Genomic DNA, 24631 nt, shown 5'->3' on the forward strand with positions numbered 1-24631 from the left:
ATTTCCACCTCCTAAAGAAGGGCATAGCTTAAAATTAAGCTATGCATCTTTTAAAAATATTTTTTTAAATTCAACTATTGCTTCCTCTAACCTTGATTTTATTTCATTAGTTAAAGTTTTTTCTTCAATAATTGAGTCTTCAATATCTCTATGATGAGTGTCCATATATTCTAAAAATTCTTTTTCGAATCTTCTTATGTCACTAACTTTAACATCTGATAAGAAATCATTAACTGTAGCATATAATATTGCTATTTGTTTTGTAACATCCATTGGTTGATACTGATCTTGCTTCAATATTTCCATTAATCTCTTACCTTTTTCTAATCTTCTATTAGAATCACTATCTAAATCAGACCCAAATTGTGCAAATGCTTCTAATTCTCTAAATTGTGCAAGATCTAATCTTAATGTACCACTAACTTGTTTCATGGCTTTTATTTGTGCATTACCACCAACTCTTGATACTGATATACCTGCATTTACAGCTGGTCTTTGTCCTTCATAGAATAAATCAGATTCTAAGAATATTTGACCATCTGTTATAGATATAACATTAGTTGGTATATATGCTGTAACATCTCCTGCTAGTGTTTCTATAATTGGAAGAGCTGTTAATGAACCTCCACCTAATTCTGGTGACAATTTAGCTGCTCTCTCAAGTAATCTAGAATGTATATAGAAAACATCTCCAGGATAAGCTTCTCTGCCTGGTGGTCTTCTAAGTAATAATGACATAGCTCTATAAGCTACAGCGTGCTTAGAAAGATCATCATAAATAATTAGTACATCTTTTCCTTGATGCATAAAATATTCACCTATACTACATCCTGCATATGGTGCAAGATATTGTAATGGTGCTGAATCTGCTGCTGTAGAGCTTACTACTATACTGTAGTCCATAGCTCCCATTTCAGTAAATGTGTTAACAATATGTGCAACTGTAGATTGTTTTTGACCTATAGCTACATAAATACATATAACATCTTTACCTTTTTGGTTTAATATAGTATCTATACATAGTGCAGTCTTTCCTGTTTGTCTATCTCCTATTATAAGTTCTCTTTGTCCCTTACCTATTGGAATCATTGAATCAATGGCCTTAATTCCGGTTTGAAGTGGTTCATTAACCGAGCTTCTGTCTATTATACTTGGAGCATGGACTTCTATCGGTCTAGTTTCTTTGGTATTTATTGGACCTTTACCATCAATTGGTTCTCCCAAAGAATTAACTACTCTACCTATTAAAGCTTCACCTACAGGAACTTCTACAATTTTTCCAGTTCCTTTAACAATGTCTCCTTCTTTTATTCCTTCTTCAGATCCTAAAAGAACACATCCAACATTATCTTGTTCAAGGTTTAGAGCCATACCATAGACGTTATTAGGGAATTCTAATAATTCTCCTTCCATACAATCGTCTAATCCATAAACTCTTGAAACTCCATCTCCAACTTGAATTATAGTACCAGAATTCACTGTTTTTATTTGTTTTTCATATTTTTCTATCTCTTTTTTGATGATAGAAGTTATTTCTTCTGGTTTGATATTCATGGACTCACCTCTAATTCTGCTTAAGCATTAAATCTTTCATTTCTTCTATTTTAGATTTTACAGTATCATCTATGACCTCGTGTCCAATTCTTACATATACTCCACCTAAAAGGCTTTTATCTACTTCAGTTTTGAACAATATGTTTTTATCATATTTTTTTTCAAAAATATCTTTTATTTTTTCTAACTCTTCTGGCAAAATTGGAATAGCAGTTTTTACTACACCATTTAAAGTATTTTTTCTTTCAAGATCTATCTTTTCCATCTCATTTAATTTTTCTCTTAAATAAAGTATTCTATCTTTTTCTATTAATATAAGAAGGAAAGAAAGTAGGTCCTCATCTATTTGATTTTTAAATATATTAACAAATGTTTGTTTTTTCTTTTTTGTACTTATTTGAGGATGTTTGATTACCTCATAAAAATCTACATTAGTTTCAATAATATTACACACTTGTCTTAGATCTTGTAAATACTGTTCAATTTTACCTTTTTCTTCAGCAACTTCATAAAGTGCTAATGCATATCGCCTATCTAAATATTCATACATAGTTACATACCTACCTTAGTAATAAAATCACTTATAAGCTTTCTATGTTTATCGTCATCTATGCTTTCTTCTAATGCTTTAATTGAAAGCTCCACTGCTAAATCTATTGCTTGTTTTTTAACTTCATATTCTGCTTTTTCTTTTTCTCTTTGTATATCTGTTTTAGCTCTTTCAATTAGTGATTTTGCTTCTTCATTAGCATTATCAATAATTTCTTGATATATTTTATTTGCTTTTACTTTTTTCTTTTCAGTAATTTTTTTACCTTCATCTTTAGCTGATTGAAGAATTTTTTGATTTTCTAATAAATACATTCTTGCTTTTTCAGAATCTTCATCAGCTTTAATTAATTGTTCATCAACATAGTTTTGTCTTTCTTCTATTATTGCTTGGATTTTACTCCAGAAAAAACGCTTTAATATAAGAACTAGAATAAAAAAGTTAACTAAAGTCATTAACAATGTTGAAATATTAATATCCATATATTTACCTATATCCTCCCTTCGGAGTCAATATAATCAACTCATATAAATTTATTATTTTGATAAGATCATAAATGCAACTATTAAACCATAAATTGCTGTTGCTTCTGCAAGACCTGCTCCTATGATTAGAGCTGTTTGAATTTTACTTGCTGCTTCTGGTTGTCTAGCTATACCTTCAGTAGCTCTTCCTGTAGCTATACCTATACCTATACCTGCTCCTAATCCTGTTAATACAGCAATACCTGCTCCTATAAATGCTAAATTCATTATAAATTCCTCCTCAAAAATTATTTAATAACAAAAATTATTATTTTTAATAACAAAATTATTACCTTTTATTAATGTTCTGCTGTAGTTTTAATATTAATCATAGTTAACATTGTAAATACTAGCATTTGAATTGTTCCATCAAATAAATCAAAATATCCATGTACTATTATAGGTGAACCAATTTGTGCTAACATTCCTATATCAGCTAATTTACTATATACTAATCCTACTAAAATTGTTGCTGCTAACATGTTACCAAAAAGTCTCAGTGCTAAAGATACTGGAAGCATTACTCTTTCCATTATGTTTATTGGTAACATAACAACATAAGGATGTGCAAAACCTTTCATATATTTCCCAGGACCATTTTTTCTAATTGCATTTACATTAATAGCTAAAAAAGTTGTAATTGCAAGTCCTAAAGTTACACTCAAATTCTGAGTTGGTGGTTCTATACCTATTAGTCCTGTAAAGTTTAAAAGCAATAAATAAACAACCAGTGTTCCTATATATGGTACAAAGCTTCCATAATCTTCCCCCATAGTGTTTTTAACAAGTAACTTTATTGATTCATAAAGTTTTTCTAAAGCTGCTTGCTTTTTATCTGGTTTCTGCTTTAGATTTCTTGTTAATAAACAAGCTCCTATCCATAAAATCAGAATTATAACCCACTGAACTATTATTTCTGGAGTGATGTCAATAGGGAAATTTCCAATTTTAAAGGAGTATATAAGTCTGCTAGACTCCAACTTAAACACTTCCTTTCCTATTTTTTATGTTTTTTATGCAGTTTATTATTAGTAATATATAATGCGAAATAAATCCAAACATATAAAAAAACATTAAAGTTATACTTTTAATAAATGGTATAGCTATAATAATTATTATAGCTATTTTAAAAAAAGTAATTATAGGCGTATATTTATTTCGTTTATTATATTCTAAGAAATTTAATGTAATATATACACTTAAAATAAAGTTTAATAGAGATATTAATATACCTCCAAAATACATAATTCCATTTATTAAAGAAGAGAATAAACATATAATAAAAAACATTATAATACCAATTCCTAAATCAATTTTTATCATATCTCTAAGAAGCTTAACATTCTCATTATTCATATATTTTTCCTCTTTCCTCGTCGATATCAGATATTATATCTCCATATGAAACTTTAATAAAACACTATTTTTATTAATAAATTGCTTTTTATTCTCATTGAGTTAATTTACCTTCTATTTGCTTGTCTATATGCAGTTAAAATTCGTTTTTCTTTTGTTATTTCTATATAATGATATTATTAAATATCAAACATGCAATTAACTGAATATTCTATCTTTAGAAGGATGTTATGCAACCTTTTGATAACATTTACATTACATGTTTTATTATAATTTATAATATTTTTTCTATTTTAATATATTTAATTTAATTTTTTTATAAAATTTTGTCGTATTTATTTTGTACTGATGAATACAAATTACTTAATTTATTCAATTATTTATTTTTATACATAATAATAAAATACTTGTAAGTACTTATGCAGACGTTATAAAATGGTATTTATAATTGTTTATCAAAGATTTTTTCTTACATCTTGCATACATTTTATGCAATTTAAAACTAAAGTATAAATTTTTAGAATTTTTGTAAGAATTCTTTCATCTTATAATTTAAATATTACTTATTTAAACTTATTTAAACTTATATTATATATTTTTATAATATATAGGTTTTTTTATTCATTAATATTCCTTTGTTTTGTTAAATCTTTTTTTATTTTACATATAAAAAACTGTTATAATGTTTTTCATTATAACAGCTTTTTTTATTTAAAAGAATATTAACAATCTTATAGTCTTTCAACGATAAGCGCTGTTCCCATTCCTCCACCTATACAAAGTGTTGCTAAACCTTTTTTAGCATCTCTCTTTTCCATTTCATGAAGTAATGTAACAAGAATTCTAGCACCTGATGCTCCAACCGGATGTCCTAATGCAATAGCTCCACCGTTAACATTAACCTTTTCCATATCAAATTTTAAGTCTTTAGCAACTGCTAAACTTTGAGCTGCAAAAGCTTCATTAGCTTCTATTAAATCCATATCATCAATTGTTAAGTTAGCTACTTCTAAAGCTTTCTTAGTTGCATGGAATGGTCCGTATCCCATTATAGAAGGATCTAATCCTTTTGATCCATAAGAAACTATTTTAGCTAATGGCTTAAGTCCTAATTCAGCTGCTTTATCAGCACTCATAACAACGAAAGCTGCTGCTCCATCATTAATTCCTGATGCATTACCTGCAGTTACAGTACCATCTTTAAGGAAAGCTGGTTTTAATTTAGCTAAACCTTCTGCAGTTGTTCCGAATCTTGGGAATTCATCAGTATCAAATACTTTTGGTTCTCCCTTTCTTTGAGGGATCATAACTGGAACTATTTCATCTTTAAATCTTCCAGTTTCAATAGCTTTTTGAGCTTTTTGTTGAGATGAAGCCGAGAAAGCATCTTGTTCTTCTCTAGTTAATCCCCATTGTTTAGCTATGTTTTCAGCAGTAACACCCATATGATAGTTGTTAAATGCATCCCATAAACCATCTTTAATCATTGTATCAACCATTTTAGCATCGCCCATTCTTTGGCCCCATCTAGCACCTGGTAATACATATGGTGCTGCTGACATGTTTTCCATACCACCAGCTACTATTATATCAGCATCTCCAGCTTTAATCATTTGAGCTGCTAATCCAACTGCTCTTAAACCTGATCCACAAACTTTGTTGATTGTCATTGCTGGAATTTCTACTGGTAATCCAGCCTTAACAGCTGATTGTCTAGCTGGGTTTTGTCCTAAACCTGCTTGAATTACATTACCCATTATAACTTCTTCAACTAATTCTTCTTTAACTCCAGCTCTTTTTACAGCTTCTTTAATTACTGTAGCTCCTAAATCTACTGCTGGAACTGTCTTTAATGATCCGCCAAAGCTTCCTAATGCAGTTCTTACTGCACTTACAATAACTACTTCTTTCATCTATAAATCCTCCTAAAAATTATATATATTTTAATATTGATATCGTTAAATTATTAACATATTTTAATTATACATAATTTTCTCACATTTTTCAAGAGTTAATTGTTAAATTTTAAACAAACTCTATCTTTTAAACTCATTTACTTCTTTTTGGCTAATATTGAAATATTTAAATATAGCATCTGCTATTCTAATAGATGCTACACCATCTCCATATGGGTTTACAGCTTTGCTCATCTTTATATATTCTTCAGTATTATTAATTAATTTTGTAGCTTCATCTACTATGTTTTGTATATTAGTCCCTACCAATTTAACTGTTCCGTATTGTACAGCCTCTGGTCTTTCAGTTACATCTCTTAATACCAATACTGGTTTACCTAAATGTGGTGCTTCTTCTTGTAGTCCACCAGAATCTGTCATAACCATAAATGACTTATTCATTAAATTATGAGTTTCTTTAGTATCTAATGGTGGTAATAAATGAACTCTTTCCATATTACCAAGTTTATTAAATACAACATCTTTAACAACAGGATTTAAATGAACTAAATATACTATTTGAACCTCTGAATTTTCTTCAACTATCTTTTTTAGAGATTCACAAATATTTTCTATTCCTTCTCCCCAATTTTCTCTTCTATGAGCTGTAACCATTATAACTTTTTTATTAAAATCTATTTGTTGAAGTTCTTCATTTACAAATTTATAATCTTCTTCAACCGTATGTTCCATAGCGTCTATTACAGTATTTCCAGTTATATAAATATCTGATTCATTTATGCCTTCTCTTAATAAATTTTCTTTTGAACCTTTTGTTGGAGCAAAATGTAAATCAGCTAAACTTCCTGTTAATTTTCTATTCATCTCTTCTGGAAATGGAAAATACTTATTAAACGTTCTAAGTCCTGCCTCTACATGACCAACCCTAATCTGTTGATAGAAAGCTGCTAATGAACCTGCAAAAGTTGTTGTTGTATCCCCATGTACTAGTATCATATCTGGTTTTTCTTTTTGAAAAATTTCTTCTAATCCCTCTAAAACTTTATTAGTTATACCAGTTAATGTTTGTCTTGTTTTCATTATGTTTAAATCAAAATCAGGTTTTATATCAAATAATTCTAGTACTTGATCTAACATTTCTCTATGCTGCGCAGTAACACAAACTTTAGATTCTATTTCTTCTCTTTTTTCTAATTCCTTTACTAAAGGAGCCATTTTTATTGCTTCTGGTCTTGTACCAAATATCGTTATAACTTTCGTTTTGCTCACTTTACTTCCTCCTAGCATTTACTTATAAATATTTTATTTTTCTATATAATATAGTTATATTAGATTATAAATTTATATTTTTATTATATTTTTATCAATATCTTATTATATATTCTTTAATTTATATTTAATTTTTAATACCCTAAATTTAATTTAACATCTAAAGAATCATCATTCTCTATCCATTCTGATACATTTATTTTTCTATAATCATGTTTTGTATCTCTTATAACAACATAATCAATACCAGAATTAATTATAAGTCTTTTACACATAGAACAAGAATTTGCATTCTTTACATATTCCTTTGTGTTAGCATCTTTTCCTACTAAATATAAAGTTGCACCAATCATATCTCTTCTTGAAGCACTAATTATAGCATTAGCTTCACTATGTACACTTCTACACAATTCATAATGTGTTCCTCTTGGAATTTGTAACTCCTCTCTTATACATCTATTCATATCGATACAATTTTTTCTTCCTCTAGGTGCTCCTGTATATCCTGTAGAAATTATTTCATCATTTTTAACTATAATAGATCCATAATTTCTTCTTAAACAAGTTCCTCTTTCTAAAACTGTTTCAGCAATATCTAAATAATAATTATCTTTAATTCTTCGTTCCATCCTATATTCTCCTAAAAGTGACATTATATAATATATGTTGATTATACCATATATCATCTATATACATAAGAAGAAAAGTGACTGTGCCACGTTTCAATAGACTGTTAACAATAGACAATAAAGGGACTATCTTAAAATTAATTTTAAGATAGTCCCTTTATCATTATTTTTAACTATTTTTTATTTTGTTCCAAATAATCTATCTCCTGCATCTCCAAGTCCTGGTACTATATAACCATTTTCATTTAATTTTTCATCTATAGATGCTATATATATATCAACATCCGGATGTTGTTTTTGTACTAATTCTATACCTTCTGGAGCTGATATTAAACACATTAGTTTTAAACTTTTTGCTCCTTTTTCCTTTAGCATAGTTAATGCATCTGCTGCTGATCCTCCTGTTGCAAGCATAGGATCTACTACAATTACATCTCTTTCTTCAATATCTTTTGGAAGTTTGCAGAAGTATTCTACAGGCTTTAATGTTTCTTCATCTCTATATAATCCAATGTGACCTATTTTAGCAGCTGGTATTAAACTAAGCACTCCATCAACCATTCCAAGTCCTGCTCTTAATATAGGTACTATAGCTACCTTTTTACCAGAAACTACTTTACATTTAGTCTTACAAACTGGAGTTTCGATTTCAACCTCATCCATATTTAAGTCTCTTGTTGCCTCATAAGTTAATAAAGTTGAAACTTCTTTAACCAATTCTTTAAAATCCTTACTTCCTGTTTCCTTATTTCTTATCATTGAAAGCTTATGAAGCACTAATGGATGCTTTACCTCTATTACTTTACTCATTATTTCTTCCTCCTAATATTTATAATTTATTTTTTAAAAGCTATATTTTAAACAATAGCTTATTTTACAAAATTATTACTTGCTATATTTTTTTTCTATTTCACTAATTTTATTTATTCTTTTCAAATGTCTATCACCTTCAAATTCAGCTGATATAAATGTCTTTACTATATCTAATGCAAGACCCGAACCAACTACTCTTTGACCTAATGTTAATATATTAGCATCATTATGTTGTCTTGTAGCATGAGCACTAAATGTATCAGAGCACAATGCTGCTCTAATTCCTGGAACTTTATTAGCACTAATTCCTATACCAATTCCTGTTCCACAGATTAATATTCCAAATCTATATTCTTTTGCAGTAACCGCTTCAGCTACAGGTAGTGCAATATCTGGATAGTCACAAGAATCTTTAGTATCTGTACCAAAGTCTTTAACTTCATGTCCTTCTGATTTTAAAAATGATATAATTTCTTGTTTTAATTCAAATCCACCATGATCACAACCAATTGCTATTTTCATATTGTAAAACCTCCAATAATATATTTATTCATAAAAAAAAAAGAAAAAGTATTAAATCCTAACTTCGTCTTTTTTTATTTCAAAAAATAATAAAATCAAATTATTATAAATTATTTAATTATACTTTAATAATATCAAATCCTGCTGCTTTATTTAATCTATTCATTATGGCAATTCCAACCCCTTTTTCTTCATAAGCCTCTGCTAAAATAAAATCTGCTCCTAAATCATCGCATTTTCTTAATGCTTCAAATAAATTTTGAGCTACTGTAGATAAATCTTTAATGCTTCCTAATAATATTTTAGTACCTTCTTTATATTCATGCTCATGTTCCTCTACAGTAAGTATACATACTTTCTTATTGTTATCTATATAATTGTGTACTATTTCGTTAATTTTTTCAATAGTTTTTTTTCTTTCACCAGATATTATTGTAACTTTTGCTTTTGGTGCATAATGTCTATACTTCATTCCTGGTGCTTTAGGCTTTAGATTTTCACTAGGTTTTTTCATTATAGCTTTATCTATCTCTATTCTCGGATTTACTTCTTTTAACATTTCTAATGTTATTCCACCTGGTCTTAATACTAATGGTGGATTAACAGTACAATCCACGATTGTAGATTCTACACCAATAATGCTTTTATGTCCACCTACTATGCAATCAACTTTGCCATCTAAATCTTCTATACATCTTTGAACATCAGTCGGACTAGGCCTTCCGCTAATATTGGCTGATGGTGCTGCTATAACAGTTTCTGATAATTCTATTAATTTTAATGCTATTTCATCATTTGGCATTCTAATTCCAATTGAATCTAAATTAGCACTAGTCATATTAGGTATTATATCTTTTTTCTTTAAAATTATTGTTAATGGTCCTGGCCAAAATTTATCCATAAGTTTTTGAGCAACTTCTGGGATACTTTCAACTAATGAATCTATATTTTTTGACGCTACATGGACAATTAATGGATTATCTTGAGGTCTACCCTTTGCTATAAATATTTTTTTAACACTTTCCTCATTAAGGGCATCTGCACCTAAGCCATAAACTGTTTCTGTAGGGAAAGCAACTATTCCACCTTCTTTTATTACTTCAGCTGCTTCTTTTATTTTTTCTTGGTCATCAAAAATATTGTTAACCACAACAATATTTGTTCTCAAAATAAATTCCTTCTTTCCTGCTAAACTATTGTCTGTCCCCGTGCAATCTTAATATTTTGTATACTATAATCTGTATAAACAGCTTTTACACAATTTTTATATATACAATCTAATAATAAATATTTTTTCAATCCACCTTTTCTTATAACTTGAAAATAATAAGACTTATCTGGATTAAATTCTTGTATTTTTAAATATTCCTTTTTGATTTCTGGATATCTTTTAAGAAAATTAGGTACTACTGGTTTTAAAATTTTATTTTTAAAAGCTAAGTTCGTAATAACTATTATTTCCATATCATAATCTGATTTATTTGTATGTACTAAAACTACTCTATCACAAAAAACTAAAGACTTACTTGTAAATATTCCTGTTCTAAAACTTAATTTATTATTATTGCATTTGTATTCTACTTTATAACTATTAAATCTAAGTATTATAGCTATAACTATTAAAAATTCAATAAATGCCAAAAAAAATAAATAAAACACATTAAAAAGTCCTGTTAAAAATAATGCTATAGGTAAAAAAAATGCTATCATAATCATAAAAATTACAAATCCCTTTAATGAGGACTTTTCCTTTTTTATAGCAGTATAAATATCCATAACTCATTCCTCCTATTATTCAAAAGCCTCACATATAAAATGTAAGGCTTTTAAATAATACTTAGGCATTTACTAATATTGCCTTACATGTTACTATTTCCCATTTTTTTCATTTTTTCTGCTTGATCTGCTGTAATTAATGCATTTATTACTTCATCAATATCTCCAGCTAAAAATGCCTCTAATTTATATAATGTTAATCCTATTCTATGGTCAGTAATTCTTCCTTGTGGATAGTTGTAAGTTCTGATTCTTTCACTTCTATCACCAGTTCCTACTTGACTTTTTCTATCTTCAGCTATTCCATCAGCTCTTTCTTGTTCAGCCTTTTCAAATAATCTTGATCTAAGAACTTTCATAGCTTTTTCTTTATTTTTTAATTGAGACTTTTCATCTTGGCATGAAACTACAAGCCCTGTAGGTAAATGGGTAATTCTAACAGCTGAATCTGTAGTATTTACACATTGTCCACCGTGTCCTGATGCTCTAAATACATCAATCCTAATATCTTTATCAGCAATTTCAATTTCTACATCATCAACTTCTGGTAAAACAGCTACTGTTGCAGTTGATGTATGAATTCTTCCACTTGATTCAGTATCAGGAACTCTTTGAACTCTATGTACTCCACTTTCATACTTTAGTTTTGAGTAAGCTCCATTACCCTTAATCATAAAGACAACTTCCTTAAATCCACCAATATCTGTTTCATTTAAACTCATTATTTCAGTAGACCATCTTTGATTTTCTGCATATCTTGTATACATTCTAAATAAGTTATATGCAAATAGAGCTGCTTCTTCTCCACCTGCACCTCCTCTTATTTCAACAAAAACGTTCTTATCATCATTTGGATCTTTAGGAAGTAATAATATTTGAATTTCTTCTTCTAATTCTTGTTCTCTAGTTGTTAAAGAAGATATTTCTTCATTTAACATTTCTCTCATTTCTTTATCACTTTCTTCACTTAACATCTCTTTGTTTGCTTCAAGATCTTCAGTTACTTGCTTATACTCTCTATATGCATTTACAATTATCTCTAAGTCAGCTTGTTCTTTACAAAGCTTTCTCCATTCATTTTGATTTTGCATAATTGATGGGTCACTAATTTTAACTGATAATTCATCATATTTATTTTCTATAAAAGCTAATTTATCTAATAACATTTAATCACTCCGTATTTCATTTTTACACATTTTATCCAAGTGTTTAACTATAGTTGGATAAATCACATCCTGACTTTTAGATGAACAAAGCCTTCGGGTAAATAAATGAACTTCATCTAAAAATTAAGAACCACTTGGTATTATATCATATTTTTCGACTTTTAAGCAACAAACTTAACTGTAAGTTATATATTAAGAATTTTTAATTTTTATTAACTCTGTTTACAAAAAATACTACATTAATATATCTGCATAAATTAATCATTTATTTTTAATTTAATTGATAGTATCATATAGAATTTAAAGTGTCAAAATAATTTATTTGTAAAAAGTCTATTTAAAAATACAAATTTCATTTTTAAATAGACATCTTTAATAAGACATTAATTATTTAATTTACCAATTACTACTCTATCTAAGCCAGCAAGATCTTTAATAACTTTTACTTCTTTGAAATTAAATTGTTCCATAATCATTTTTACAGACTTACCTTGATTATATCCTATTTCAAATGCTAATATTCCATCTTTTTTTAATATCTTACTACTTTTAGCTACTATTTCTCTATAAAAATATAACCCATCTTTTCCTCCACTTAAAGCAGTACGTGGTTCATATTTCTTTACATCATCCATTAGTTCTTCTATTTCATCCTCTTCAATATAAGGTGGATTTGAAACTAAAATATCATATTGTTTTTCTTGTAATATTACTTCTTCTAATAAGTTACTTCTTATAAATGAAGTCCTATCTTTTAAATTAAATCTTTCAATATTAATCAAAGTTACTTTTTCTGGAATTTCATAATAATCTATTAAATCGACATTTATTTTACTTCTAAAATAAGCTAATGATATTCCAATAGCACCAGAGCCACAACACAAGTCGCATATTTCCTTCTCTTCATCTTCATTAATATTATTTAATACTTCTTCAACTAATATCTCAGTATCTCCCCTAGGAATTAATACTCCTTCTTCAATATAAAGATTAAGTCCCATAAATTCACATTCATTTAAAATATATTTAACTGGCATTTTATCTTTTCTTTTGTCAATCAATTTAAGGTATTCTTTCTCATTAGATACAATAACCGATTCTTCTCTATGTGTTATTAAATAAATTCTTTCTTTATCTAATACCTTTCCAAGTAATAATTCTGCATCTAATCTAGCTGTATCTACATTATTATCTTTTAAAATATTCGTTCCTAAATTAATCAATTCTCCAATACTTTTTTTCATATCTTCAATTCCTTCTGCTGCTTTTAGTGCTGCAATGGCAACTTCTATTTGCTTATCATCTGGTTCTTTAGTAGTTAAAAGTTGTAACTGCATTCCTGGCCATGCAATAATTTTTGATAAAGAATTATTATTCTTTCCTAACCACTTTATTATTTCATAAGTAAAACCTGTTACTACAGGGATTAATATAATTCTTAGAATTAATCTTTCCACAAAACTTCCCCATCCTGTAAATGAAAATACCACTATACTAACAAACATTACTAAAAACAAAAAATTAGTTCCACATCTTGGATGAAGTCTTGGATGTTTCTTAACATTTTCTACTGTTAATTCTTCCATAGCTTCATAGCAAAATATAGTTTTATGCTCTGCACCATGATATTGTAATACTCTATATATATCATTTAACTTACTTATTATAAACATATATCCAATCAATATTATTATTCTTATAATAGCTTCAATAAAATTCAATTCTATATAAGATATACCTGTCTCTTTAAAAATTGATGCTATACTAGTTGGTAAAACTATAAAAAGAAGAATAGATATAAAAAATGAAAATATTAATGTTAATCCCATAATTATACTATTTACTTTTTCACCCAACTTACCAGTAATCCAAAGTTCAAATTTTGATGGCTCATCATCCTCTTCTTCAAAAAACGAAGCTGAATAATTTAATGAATTTATTCCTAGTTTTAATGAGTCAAATAAAACAAAAAATCCTCTTAAAAAAGGAATGTTTAAAATTGGATACTTTTTAGTTATAGCGCTAATTTTCTCTACTTTTATTTCTATATTTCCTTTAAGTGTTCTTACTGCAGTAGCTAACCCCTTAGTGCCTCTCATCATGACACCTTCAATAACAGCTTGACCTCCAACATCACATCTTTTCATAATCAACACACACTTTCTAATTATCTTTTTTATCAGTAATACATCTTTGTTTATATTTATAATAGCAATCTCCACATAATGATTCATAACGTACATCATCTTGTTCATCTATTGCTATTTGTTCTCCTTCAAAAACAAATTTACCATTAATCTTTCTTCCATTTAATAAAGCTTTTTTACCACAAGCACATATAGTCTTCATTTCTTCTATACTATGTGCAATTAATAATAGTCTTGTACTACCTTCAAATCCATTCATTTTAAAATCTGTTCTTAATCCATAACATATTATAGGTATATTTAATCTAACTGATATTTCAAATAATTGATCTATTTGTTTCGCTTTCATAAATTGAACTTCATCTACTAATATACAATCTATACTAGATTTACTACTTAAATATTCAGTAACTAAATTTAATATATTATCATCTTCCGAAACCATGAAATCAACTTTTCTTTCTACTCCAAGTCTAGATAATAATCTATCTCCTCCTTTTTTATCTACCAAAGGTTTTATTACAATAACCTTCATACCACGTTCTTCATAATTGTATGCCACTTGCATTAAATGAGTAGATTTACCAGAATTCATTGCTCCATATCTAAAATATAACTTACTCATAATTCACTACTCTCCTTTTAATTATCTTAGACAAATAAAAAATAATATTATAAATACTAACTTATTATTTTTTGAATGTACCTTAATCGATTATAGCATTTAATACTTACCTAAATAAAGAAGTTTTTAGTTCCATAAATATCTTTAATTATAGATATATTATTTTTAAATAAAGATATAATTTTACTTAATAACAAAGTCTCTATGCCCACACTTTAATGGAAAGTTAACACTTAAGAAGTATAATTGAAAGGCTTCGATTTTATTAAAATAAATATAAATTTAATGATTTGTTTTCTTAATTTATATTTTTTATTAATTATATTGACCATAAAAATTCACTATGATATACTTTAATAGTTATTTCATATTAACATAAAGTTAATATACTGGAAGAGGTGAAAAAAATGAAAGAAGGCATACATCCAGAATACCACAACAATACAGTGGTTAAGTGTGCATGTGGAAACACTTTTACAACTGGTTCTGTTAAAGAAGAACTTAAAGTTGAAATATGCTCTAAATGCCACCCATTCTTCACTGGTAAGCAAAAGATCGTTGATGTTGGCGGTAGAGTTGATAAATTCAATAAGAGATTTAATCTTAATGCTAAATAGGAAATTTAAGGAAAGACTTAGTCTTTCCTATTTTCTTTTTATACATCTTTTATTTTAATAAAAAAACCCATAAATAGCTTATTATATTTAAAATTTGCAATAAACATGATAAACTATTCTATATGTAATATAGTAGAAATGAGTGAAATTAAGTGAAAAAGATTTTAATCTTAACAACCTCTACAGGACAAGGGCATAATCAAGCTGCAAATTCCATATCTCAATCTTTTGAAGATGCTGGATATGAAACTATTAAACATGATTTTTTGTTTAAAAGTAGTAAACTTTTAAATGATTTAATTGTAGTGGGTTATGAAATTTTAGCATCAAAATTCCCTAAATTTTATGGTTGGTTTTATAATCTTACTGATAGTAAGATTACCAATAAAATATTGAAACTTATTTTCTTTTTTCCAAAAAGAAAACTATTAAAACTAATAAAGAATATTGAACCTGATTTAATAATAGCTACACATGCTCTTTCAATAAACATTGTTACACCATTAAAAAAACAAGGATTAAATATACCTTACATTATAATCGTAACTGATTTCAAGGCACATTATACTTATATCGACTCTGATGTAGATGCATATATTACAGGGAGTTCATATACAAAGCAATCATTAATAAATAAAGGAATTCAAACTGATAAGATCTATCCAATAGGAATTCCTATTAAAAAGATTTTTTATAAATCTGATTATTCTTTAAAAGATTTAAAAAATGATGGTTACTTTAATTTATTACTTATGAGTGGTAGTCTTGGTTTAAATACTATTTCTTTTGTATTAAAAGAATTACTTAAAAGCCCTCATAAATTAAGAATTACTGTTGTATGTGGAAACAATAATAAATTAGAGAAATATTTAACAAATTATTGTAATACAAATAAATATAACAATAAAAAACTACATATATTAGGTTTTACCAAAGATATTCCTGAATTAATGGATTATTGTGATGTAATAATATCTAAACCTGGTGGATTAACCGTGACAGAATCAATTGTTAAAAATATTCCTTTAATAATTCCATTTGCGATACCTGGTCAAGAAATGGAGAATATTGATTTTTTAGTTAATGGTGGATATTCTATACTTGTAAATAATTTAGATGAAATTAACCCTGTTATAGATGATTTAATTTGTGATAAAAATAAACTTTCTATAATAAAAGATAAATTAAAAGAATTATCATCCACATATAGTGTAGATGAAATTGTTACTATTGGGGAAAACTTAATAAAAAATAACTAGGATATATAAATAATTATAATATATATCCTAGTCATTTTTATTATATACCACTTTTTTTGAACATATTAATAAAATCTTTATTATTTGAAGTTTTAGATAACATATTTATAAGGTTTTCTGTAACTTCTTCTATATTTCCATCCTTATACATAACTCTTCTTATTTTATATGCTACTTCTTGTTCTTCTCTAGAGAAAATAAGATCTTCTTTTCTTGTTCCTGATTTATAAATATCAATTGCTGGGAATATTCTTCTTTCTTGTAATTTTCTATCGAGATGAACTTCCATATTTCCTGTTCCTTTAAACTCTTCAAATATCATATCATCCATTCTTGAACCTGTTTCAATTAATGCAGTTGCTAAAATTGTTAAGCTACCGCCCTCTTCAATATTTCTTGCAGCTCCAAAAAATTTCTTAGGCATTATTAAAGCTCCTGGATCTAATCCACCTGATAATGTTCTTCCAGTTGGAGTTATAGTTAAATTATAAGCTCTAGATAATCTAGTTAAACTATCCATAAGTATAACAACATCTTTTCCTTGCTCTACCATTCTTTTAGCTCTTTCTAATACCATTCTTGATACCTTTGCATGATTTTGAGGTTCTTCATCAAATGTTGAGTATATTACATCCCCATTGATAGATCTAATCATATCTGTAACTTCTTCTGGTCTTTCATCAATAAGTAATACTATTAATTTTATTTCTGGATAATTTAAAGAAATGTTTTGAGCTACTTTTTTTAATAAAGTAGTTTTACCAGCCTTTGGTGGTGCAACTATAATACCTCTTTGACCTTTTCCTATTGGACAGATTATATCCATCAATCTTGATGATAAATCTCTTTCATCAGACGTTTCTAACATTAATCTTTCTTTAGGATATATAGGTGTTAATGTTTCAAAGTATTTTCTTCCTATTGCTTTTTCTGGTTCTTCTCCATTTACTTTTTGAACATATAAAAGAGCTTTAAATTTTTCTCCTTCTTTTGCTTCCCTAACTTTTCCTTCTACTTCATCACCAGTTCTCAAATTAAATCTTCTTATTTGAGATGGAGATACATAAATATCCTCACTACTTGTTAAATAATTTTTACATCTTAAAAATCCAAAATTATTATTTTCTAATATTTCTAAAATACCCTTTGCAGTATTTGATTCATTAATCATGCTTTTTAATTTTTCTTGTTTTGAAAAATTATCTTCATGTTCTACATTTCTATTATAGTTATTATTCTTTATGTTTTCCCTATTACCTAAAGTATTGCTTGTAGTTATATCTGTTTTTTCTTCCTTCAGTACTTTAGGTGCTATTTTTTCTCTTAAAATCATCCCTTCTTTCTCTACAGAATTAGGCGATTTTTCTAAAATTCTTTCTATTAAATCATTTTTTTTATATTTAGATATATTTTTTATCTCTAAATTTTTAGCAATTTCCTTTAATTGACTTAAAGTCATGCCTTCATATTCTTGCTTTGTCAAGCTAGCACCTCCATTTTAAATTAATTGATACATAATCTATTCTATAAATAACAGTCTTAATTCTAAATTTATATATACATATTTTTCAATTGAAAATTCACAATAATTAATTATGATAAAATTATTTAAAATTTCTTAACAAAATATATTTTAATCAAAAATTTTAATTAAAATATCAGATAAATATATTTTATTTTTTAATATATATTTTAGAAATACTAAAGAATTTTTTCAAATTCTCTTTATTCATTGTGAATTAATTTTTGTTACAAATTTTAAAAATTAGGGAATTTTATTAAGATTTTAAAATTAAGATATGCATAATTTTTACTGATTACTATTCTTTTATAATATATTATGTATAAAAACTTTAATTTTTTAAGTCTTATATAAATTATTATATCCAAGAAAAATATTTTAAAACTTTTCTTATATATAACTTTATAATAAATAAATATTTAGTTTTATTATAAGTCCTTTTTTTATAATAGTAAATGTTTTTATTTAATATATTAAATATTAAAACTTTTAAGTAATATTAACATTCATTTAATAAATATATTTTATTTTTTGTTATATGGTTGAAAGCCATAGTCTTTCTGAAAAATATATGTTTTAGAAATCATAAAGTGATTTCATCGTAAATTCTCAATCGTCTATTGTGAATTTAAATTATCTCATTTACCTTAAATTTTATCAGACTTTTAATCTTAAGAAATTCTATACTTTCCTAGATATAAAAAAGTTTCCCTTATTATTAAGGAAAACTTTTAAATCTAGATTTATTTTTCATTTAAAGCTGCTGAAATAAATCCTTTAAATAATGGATGTGGTTTATTAGGTCTTGATTTTAATTCTGGATGAAACTGTACAGCAACATACCAAGGGTGATCTTCAACTTCAACAATTTCAACTAATCTACCATCAGGACTAGTTCCAACTATATTCATACCTGATTCAATTATTTGTTTTCTGAATTCATTATTAAATTCATATCTATGTCTATGTCTTTCATAAATAAGTTCATCTTTATATAGTTCTGAAGAATTAGAAATTTCTTCTAATTTACATGGATACACTCCAAGTCTCATAGTTCCGCCCATTTCTTCTACATCCTTTTGTTCTGGCATTAAGTCTATTACAGGATATTTTGTATCTGGATCTATTTCTGAACTATTAGCACCTTCATATCCTAATACATTTCTTGCATATTCAATAACTGAACATTGCATTCCTAAACATATTCCTAAGAATGGTTTTTTATTTTCTCTTGCCCATCTTATTGCTTCAATTTTACCTTCTACACCTCTGTCTCCAAATCCACCTGGTACTAATATTCCATCTACATCTGAAAGGATTTTATTCACATCTCCTTCTTCAATATCAACAGAATTAACCCATTTTATTTCTACATTTGTATCATTAGCATATCCACCATGATTTAATGCTTCTACAACTGATATGTACGCATCATGTAATTCAACATATTTACCCACTAAAGCAATCTTAACATTATTTTTAAGATTTTTTATATGTTCTACCATTTGAATCCATTCTAAATTATCTATATCTTTACATCCTAAATGTAATCTCTCACAAACAAGATTATCTAATCCTTCTTCATGTAACATTAATGGTACTTCATAAAGATTTTCAGCATCTAAATTTTGAATTACTGAATTTCCATCTATATTACAAAATAATCCTATTTTTCTTTTTATATCATCTGATAAATTCTTTTCACTTCTACAAACTATTATATCTGGTTGTATACCTATACTTCTTAATTCCTTAACCGAATGTTGTGTAGGTTTAGTTTTTAATTCACCTGCTTTTCCTAAGAAAGGAACTAATGTTACATGAATAAAACATACATTTTCACTTCCAACATCACCTTTAATTTGTCTTATTGCTTCTAGGAAAGGTTGTGATTCTATATCACCGACTGTTCCTCCTATTTCAGTTATAACAACATCAATATCTTTTTCTTTTCCGACTCTATATACTCTCTCTTTTATAGCATTAGTTATATGTGGAATAACTTGAACTGTTCCTCCAAGATATTCACCTTTTCTTTCTTTTGAAATAACTGACCAATATATTTTACCTGTTGTAACATTTGAATTTTTAGTTAAATTTTCATCAATAAATCTTTCATAATGTCCTAAATCTAAGTCTGTTTCTGCTCCATCATCAGTTACAAAAACTTCTCCATGTTGATAAGGGCTCATAGTTCCTGGATCAAAATTTAAATAAGGATCAAATTTTTGTATAGAAACTTTTAAACCCCTATTTTTTAATAATCTACCAAGAGATGCCGCTGTTATACCCTTTCCTAATGATGATACAACTCCACCAGTAACAAAAATGTATTTAGTATTCATTGTTGTCCTCCCTAAAAAAATTTATTTTATATTGACTGCACATTCTTTAAATGATATAATAAAATTCCACCCATTAAATATGTCATGGGTCTTTTTGTGCTGAAATAACATAAGCAATATAATATCATATAATTATGTTGTTGACTAGCTTTTTTTTAATTTATTTTTTTTGTCTTTTCTATCCTATCTATATTATCCTGAATTTCAAAAAATTTTTCTCTAAAATTTCTATTTATCAATAATTTTTCTTCTGCAGATTTTATATTATTTTTAACACTTTTTTGAGTTTTTACTCTTAATATTTCCATAGCACTTTCATGTTCTAAGCAACTATAATTTTTTAATAATAATAATAATAAGTATTTATTTTCTCTTTCCTTTAGTATTTCAATTAATCCTTCTTTATTAATTCCATAGTAATCACATAATGCATTTAAAACTCTTATATATTTAATTTGATTTATCATAACTATCACCTCTATATCTAATTATTTACATTTTTTACATATTATAATCTATTTAAAAATAAAAAGAGTATAGAATTAAATACTATACTCTTCTAAATAATTTTTAATACATATGTAAAATTCCTAAACTATGTATCATAACTAACAACATATTATTTATAGTTAATAATTTATATATTTTACAAATTTAAATATGCAACAAAATGTTATTAAATTTTTTAATTATTTGCTTTTATATTTACAGATAATTGAGTATTAATAGGTGGTTGACCTTCCATTGTCATTAAATAATTAACCTCTATTTTTCCACCATCTTCATTTACATCTATCTTTAACTTCTTAGTATCAATATCAAGTTTAAGAATACCATAAGGAGTTTTATATAATGATGCAGTCTTTTGCCTAATTTTAAAATCCATTTTAGTCGTTGTAGAACCTTTTCTTTCTAACGTAAATGATTTATCTCTAATAGTTAGTATAGTTTTAGTGCCTTCCATACCTGAAATTTCTGTTTCATCGTACTCAACTCTAAAAATAGATTCCTCCATATAAAAATCACCTGGAGATACAACTTCAATTAAATCATCATTATCTGATAAAGCATTACTTTTAATAGCAATAATTGCTTTTTTCTTCATATTATCCTCCTATTTGTTAGTTATTCAAATTATACTTTTCAAGTTCTTCTTGAGTTATTGAATTAACTTTTTTAAAGTCTTTAAAATCTGTTGATACATGACCATATTTCACTTCTACATCTTTTTCATCTTTTCCTTTACTATATCTAACAGCAAATCTACAAGCTAAAGTTAAATCATCTTCTGTTGGATTATTACCTTCTGGGATTATAACCATAGCTCCATTAAAGTTAGATGTGAAAAATAATAAATCCTTTTTAGTTAATATTTTTTTCAACTCTTGTGCTTCAGAGCTATCTCTTGTAACTATAATTTTTATTTTATTTGGTGTGACAAAATGTCTACCATATTTTAAAAGATTTATATCTCTCTCAGTAATATTACTTTTTCTTTCAATAATTTCTTTTAATCTTATAGAATAATTAGGTTCAGTTAATTTACATCCCCCTGCTGGTGAAGGATAATCTTTTATGCCCCATTTTTCTGCTAATTCCATTTGAACTGTTCTACTTCTACCTGAAATTTTAAGTAATTTCTCCCTATCTACTAATCCATCAAGTTCCATTTGTGTTGGTTCTAAATTTTGAGCACATAAAGGTCTTAATATCTTATCTGAATATCCTGATTGTTTCTTTACTACATTTAATGCTTGTCTGTTTTGTGACATTGGTCTTTGATTTAATACTTCACCAGTAATAATAAAATCAGCATTAAATTTTTTTAATAATTCTCCTGAATATTTCATCATCATAGAATGACAATCTATACATGGATTCATATTTTTTCCCCAACCATGTTCTGGATTTCTAACCATTTCAAAATGTTCTTCTGAAAAATCTATAACTTCTAATTCTATCCCTATTTGTTTAGTCATTCTTATTGCATTTGTTTCATCAAAAAAATAAGATTTAAAACAAATTCCTATTACTTCTATTCCTTGATCTTTAATTAATTTTGCTGCTAATATACTATCAAGACCTCCTGATATCATTGCTAATGCTTTTGTCATATTAGTCCTCCTATAATAATTCAATTTGACATCCGAATAACATTAAAGCTTTATGTTAATATATACTTCTAATTAAGTTAATACATTTATAAATATCTTAAAATTTATATTAATGAAAAAACTTTATTTTAAGTTATATATTAAGATAATAAATTCTAAGCATCAAATAAACATTAATTATATCTAATACTTAGAACCCTATTTTTAAAATAAATTCTTTAATACCTCTACTGTCTTGAATTTTAATTTTATTTTTGAGTTATTATGTTCTTTATTAATTTCTTTATTAATTTCTTTATTAATTTTATTTTCTGTTTTTTCATATTGAACTTGCGCTTTAGATTCATCTACAAAACATAAAGGTGGAAACATTACACACCACCAATTTTTCCCTTTACCTTCTCCTATTATTATTCTGAAGGCTTCATAATTTCCTTGTGGTAAAGTTATATTACCATATGATTTTTCCGGAAAATTTTCTCTAGATAATTCAATTTTTACTGTATAATTATAATTATTATCCTTTATTACAGTTTCAGCAATTTCTTTAACTTTATTCATATTTTCTTCTATTAATTCTCTTGATTCTTCAAGTGAACTCGAATCGTTTAAAGATGGATATAAATAATCTATAACTTTATCTCTAACTTTTAATTTTAATTTCTGATCCTCATCAGAATTACTATTTGCTATAACATGAAATCTTATTAAAGAATTTTTTACTTCTTCATAATTTAATATTTTACTTTCTCCTATTTGCATATTACTAGTTAGACTTGTACACCCACTAAATAAACTAAAAAATATAACTATTATGATAAAAAAACTTAACTTCTTTATTATACTCATAATCAATTCCCCCTTGTAGCTAAAATTCTTACCACTTAAGGGAAACTTTATACATAATATAATTAATAAAAATTAAATTGTACGAGTTATAAAAACATCTAAGTATTTTTCTTTCATTTTATCATAGCATTTTTGTGCTTTTAACATATCATCAAAAAATCCAAAAACAGTGGGACCACTCCCACTCATCATACTACCTATAGCACCACACTCTTTTATTTCATCTTTAATTGCTGATATAACTCTATGTCTTCCTAAAGTTACATTTTCTAATAAATTTTTCATATTATTTGCAACAAAATTAATATTATTATTTCCCATATTTAAAATTAATTCTTCTGTTTTGGGATGAAAAATTACTTTTGATAAATCAAAGGCTTTATATACTTCTTTAGTTGATACTCCAAATGGTGGTTTTACTAAAACTAAAATTTTATCTTTAAATGGTTTTATTTTAGTAACTTTTTCTCCAATTCCTTCACACAATGCAGTTCCACCAGTAATACAATATGGTACATCTGCACCTAATTTTAAACCTAATTCCATCAATTCATGTTCAGACGCATTTATATTAAAAAGTTTATTCATAATTTTCAACACTGCTGCTGCATCAGTACTCCCTCCTGCTAATCCAGCAGAAACAGGAATATTTTTTTCTAAATTTATATGTACTCCACTTTCTATATTATATATATCTTTAAATAATTTAGCTGCTTTATAAGCCAAATTTCTTTCATCTGTAGGTACATAGCTTTTGTTACATTTTAATGTTATTCCTGAAGCAATTTTTTCTATTTGAACTATATCATATAAATCTATGTTTTGCATTATCATTTTTAATAAATGATAGCCATCTTCTCTTTTTCCAATAACATCTAAGGCAATATTTATTTTGGCATAAGCCTTAATCTCCATCTTCCCTTATCCTTTCCCAAACATTTTATAGGTACTTTAAAGAAAATAATTTAAAAAAACTTTTATTTATACTTTAAAATATAACAAATTAATTTAAATTATATACTTTATCTTAATAAAAGTTTTTATCTATTATTTTCTTATAAATACCTCAGTAACATTC

General features: G+C 26.5%; 25 protein-coding genes. 2 read left to right on the forward strand and 23 right to left on the reverse strand.

The features are described from left to right. Positions 1 to 39: 39 nt before the first annotated feature. The 16 genes from atpA to KYD98_RS02275 all read right to left on the reverse strand — a co-directional run bounded on the left by atpA (position 40) and on the right by KYD98_RS02275 (position 14847). Positions 40 to 1554 carry a F0F1 ATP synthase subunit alpha gene (gene atpA / locus KYD98_RS02200; RefSeq protein WP_219777941.1) on the reverse strand — a complete coding sequence of 505 codons (1515 nt, stop codon included), beginning with the start codon at positions 1552 to 1554 and terminating at the stop codon, positions 40 to 42. Positions 1555 to 1564: 10 nt separating this feature from the next. Next, entirely contained in the window at positions 1565 to 2104 is a 540-nt protein-coding gene (locus KYD98_RS02205) for a F0F1 ATP synthase subunit delta (RefSeq protein ID WP_219777942.1), read from the reverse strand. A 2-nt stretch (positions 2105 to 2106) separates the two neighbouring features. Next, positions 2107 to 2586 carry a F0F1 ATP synthase subunit B gene (locus tag KYD98_RS02210; RefSeq protein WP_219777943.1) on the reverse strand — a complete coding sequence of 160 codons (480 nt, stop codon included), beginning with the start codon at positions 2584 to 2586 and terminating at the stop codon, positions 2107 to 2109. 54 nt (positions 2587 to 2640) lie between these two features. Then, positions 2641 to 2856, reverse strand: coding sequence for an ATP synthase F0 subunit C (gene atpE, locus KYD98_RS02215; protein ID WP_219777944.1), 216 nt, complete (start codon positions 2854 to 2856; stop codon positions 2641 to 2643). Between the two features lie 71 nt (positions 2857 to 2927). Then, a complete protein-coding gene (locus KYD98_RS02220; protein WP_373368718.1) occupies positions 2928 to 3617 on the reverse strand; it encodes a F0F1 ATP synthase subunit A in 690 nt (229 codons plus the stop codon). Beyond that, positions 3610 to 3984 carry a hypothetical protein gene (locus KYD98_RS02225; RefSeq protein WP_219777946.1) on the reverse strand — a complete coding sequence of 125 codons (375 nt, stop codon included), beginning with the start codon at positions 3982 to 3984 and terminating at the stop codon, positions 3610 to 3612. Before KYD98_RS02225 ends, KYD98_RS02220 begins: the two co-directional genes overlap by 8 nt. A 731-nt stretch (positions 3985 to 4715) precedes the next feature. Further along, positions 4716 to 5897: an acetyl-CoA C-acetyltransferase gene (locus tag KYD98_RS02230; RefSeq protein WP_219777947.1), complete on the reverse strand. Its 1182-nt coding sequence runs from the start codon at positions 5895 to 5897 to the stop codon at positions 4716 to 4718. Positions 5898 to 6020: 123 nt separating this feature from the next. Beyond that, entirely contained in the window at positions 6021 to 7169 is a 1149-nt protein-coding gene (gene wecB, locus KYD98_RS02235; RefSeq protein ID WP_308462425.1) for a non-hydrolyzing UDP-N-acetylglucosamine 2-epimerase, read from the reverse strand. Between the two features lie 134 nt (positions 7170 to 7303). Beyond that, the gene (locus tag KYD98_RS02240) at positions 7304 to 7798 is read right to left on the reverse strand and encodes a dCMP deaminase family protein (protein ID WP_219777949.1); all 495 of its coding nucleotides are present in this window, start codon (positions 7796 to 7798) and stop codon (positions 7304 to 7306) included. A 180-nt stretch (positions 7799 to 7978) separates the two neighbouring features. Beyond that, positions 7979 to 8608 carry a uracil phosphoribosyltransferase gene (gene upp, locus KYD98_RS02245; RefSeq protein ID WP_219777950.1) on the reverse strand — a complete coding sequence of 210 codons (630 nt, stop codon included), beginning with the start codon at positions 8606 to 8608 and terminating at the stop codon, positions 7979 to 7981. A 75-nt stretch (positions 8609 to 8683) separates the two neighbouring features. Then, complete coding sequence (rpiB, locus tag KYD98_RS02250) at positions 8684 to 9133, reverse strand: ribose 5-phosphate isomerase B (RefSeq protein WP_219777951.1); 450 nt, start codon at positions 9131 to 9133, stop codon at positions 8684 to 8686. A 118-nt stretch (positions 9134 to 9251) separates the two neighbouring features. Then, the gene (locus KYD98_RS02255) at positions 9252 to 10301 is read right to left on the reverse strand and encodes an L-threonylcarbamoyladenylate synthase (protein ID WP_219777952.1); all 1050 of its coding nucleotides are present in this window, start codon (positions 10299 to 10301) and stop codon (positions 9252 to 9254) included. Positions 10302 to 10321: 20 nt separating this feature from the next. After that, the gene (locus tag KYD98_RS02260) at positions 10322 to 10909 is read right to left on the reverse strand and encodes a hypothetical protein (RefSeq protein ID WP_219777953.1); all 588 of its coding nucleotides are present in this window, start codon (positions 10907 to 10909) and stop codon (positions 10322 to 10324) included. A gap of 83 nt (positions 10910 to 10992) precedes the next feature. Continuing rightward, complete coding sequence (prfA, locus tag KYD98_RS02265) at positions 10993 to 12075, reverse strand: peptide chain release factor 1 (protein ID WP_219777954.1); 1083 nt, start codon at positions 12073 to 12075, stop codon at positions 10993 to 10995. Positions 12076 to 12458: 383 nt separating this feature from the next. Next, complete coding sequence (gene prmC, locus KYD98_RS02270) at positions 12459 to 14222, reverse strand: peptide chain release factor N(5)-glutamine methyltransferase (RefSeq protein WP_219777955.1); 1764 nt, start codon at positions 14220 to 14222, stop codon at positions 12459 to 12461. A 16-nt stretch (positions 14223 to 14238) separates the two neighbouring features. Further along, positions 14239 to 14847: a thymidine kinase gene (locus KYD98_RS02275; protein ID WP_219777956.1), complete on the reverse strand. Its 609-nt coding sequence runs from the start codon at positions 14845 to 14847 to the stop codon at positions 14239 to 14241. A gap of 407 nt (positions 14848 to 15254) precedes the next feature. Here KYD98_RS02275 and rpmE point away from each other — a divergent pair, with 407 nt between their 5' ends. Both rpmE and KYD98_RS02285 read left to right on the forward strand, forming a co-directional pair. Further along, positions 15255 to 15464 (forward strand): 50S ribosomal protein L31, encoded by a 210-nt coding sequence (rpmE, locus tag KYD98_RS02280; RefSeq protein WP_219777957.1) that lies wholly within the window; start codon positions 15255 to 15257, stop codon positions 15462 to 15464. Positions 15465 to 15616: 152 nt separating this feature from the next. Then, a complete protein-coding gene (locus KYD98_RS02285; protein ID WP_219777958.1) occupies positions 15617 to 16723 on the forward strand; it encodes an MGDG synthase family glycosyltransferase in 1107 nt (368 codons plus the stop codon). Positions 16724 to 16763: 40 nt separating this feature from the next. On the opposite strand, the gene rho is transcribed toward KYD98_RS02285, so the two are convergent. From rho to ispE, 7 genes are all read right to left on the reverse strand, one after another. Further along, positions 16764 to 18206 (reverse strand): transcription termination factor Rho, encoded by a 1443-nt coding sequence (rho, locus tag KYD98_RS02290; protein ID WP_219777959.1) that lies wholly within the window; start codon positions 18204 to 18206, stop codon positions 16764 to 16766. A 782-nt stretch (positions 18207 to 18988) separates the two neighbouring features. Further along, complete coding sequence (pyrG, locus tag KYD98_RS02295; RefSeq protein ID WP_219777960.1) at positions 18989 to 20590, reverse strand: CTP synthase; 1602 nt, start codon at positions 20588 to 20590, stop codon at positions 18989 to 18991. Positions 20591 to 20745: 155 nt separating this feature from the next. After that, complete coding sequence (locus tag KYD98_RS02300; protein ID WP_219777961.1) at positions 20746 to 21057, reverse strand: hypothetical protein; 312 nt, start codon at positions 21055 to 21057, stop codon at positions 20746 to 20748. Between the two features lie 218 nt (positions 21058 to 21275). Beyond that, the gene (locus KYD98_RS02305; RefSeq protein ID WP_219777962.1) at positions 21276 to 21695 is read right to left on the reverse strand and encodes a YwiB family protein; all 420 of its coding nucleotides are present in this window, start codon (positions 21693 to 21695) and stop codon (positions 21276 to 21278) included. A 16-nt stretch (positions 21696 to 21711) separates the two neighbouring features. Then, positions 21712 to 22704 carry a tRNA 4-thiouridine(8) synthase ThiI gene (locus tag KYD98_RS02310; RefSeq protein WP_219777963.1) on the reverse strand — a complete coding sequence of 331 codons (993 nt, stop codon included), beginning with the start codon at positions 22702 to 22704 and terminating at the stop codon, positions 21712 to 21714. 204 nt (positions 22705 to 22908) lie between these two features. Further along, positions 22909 to 23553 carry a stage II sporulation protein R gene (spoIIR, locus tag KYD98_RS02315; protein WP_219777964.1) on the reverse strand — a complete coding sequence of 215 codons (645 nt, stop codon included), beginning with the start codon at positions 23551 to 23553 and terminating at the stop codon, positions 22909 to 22911. Between the two features lie 72 nt (positions 23554 to 23625). Then, the gene (gene ispE / locus KYD98_RS02320; protein ID WP_219777965.1) at positions 23626 to 24468 is read right to left on the reverse strand and encodes a 4-(cytidine 5'-diphospho)-2-C-methyl-D-erythritol kinase; all 843 of its coding nucleotides are present in this window, start codon (positions 24466 to 24468) and stop codon (positions 23626 to 23628) included. Between the last annotated feature and the right edge of the window lie 163 nt (positions 24469 to 24631).

Source organism: Clostridium weizhouense (genome assembly GCF_019431045.1).
GTDB classification, from domain to species: domain Bacteria; phylum Bacillota; class Clostridia; order Clostridiales; family Clostridiaceae; genus Clostridium; species Clostridium weizhouense.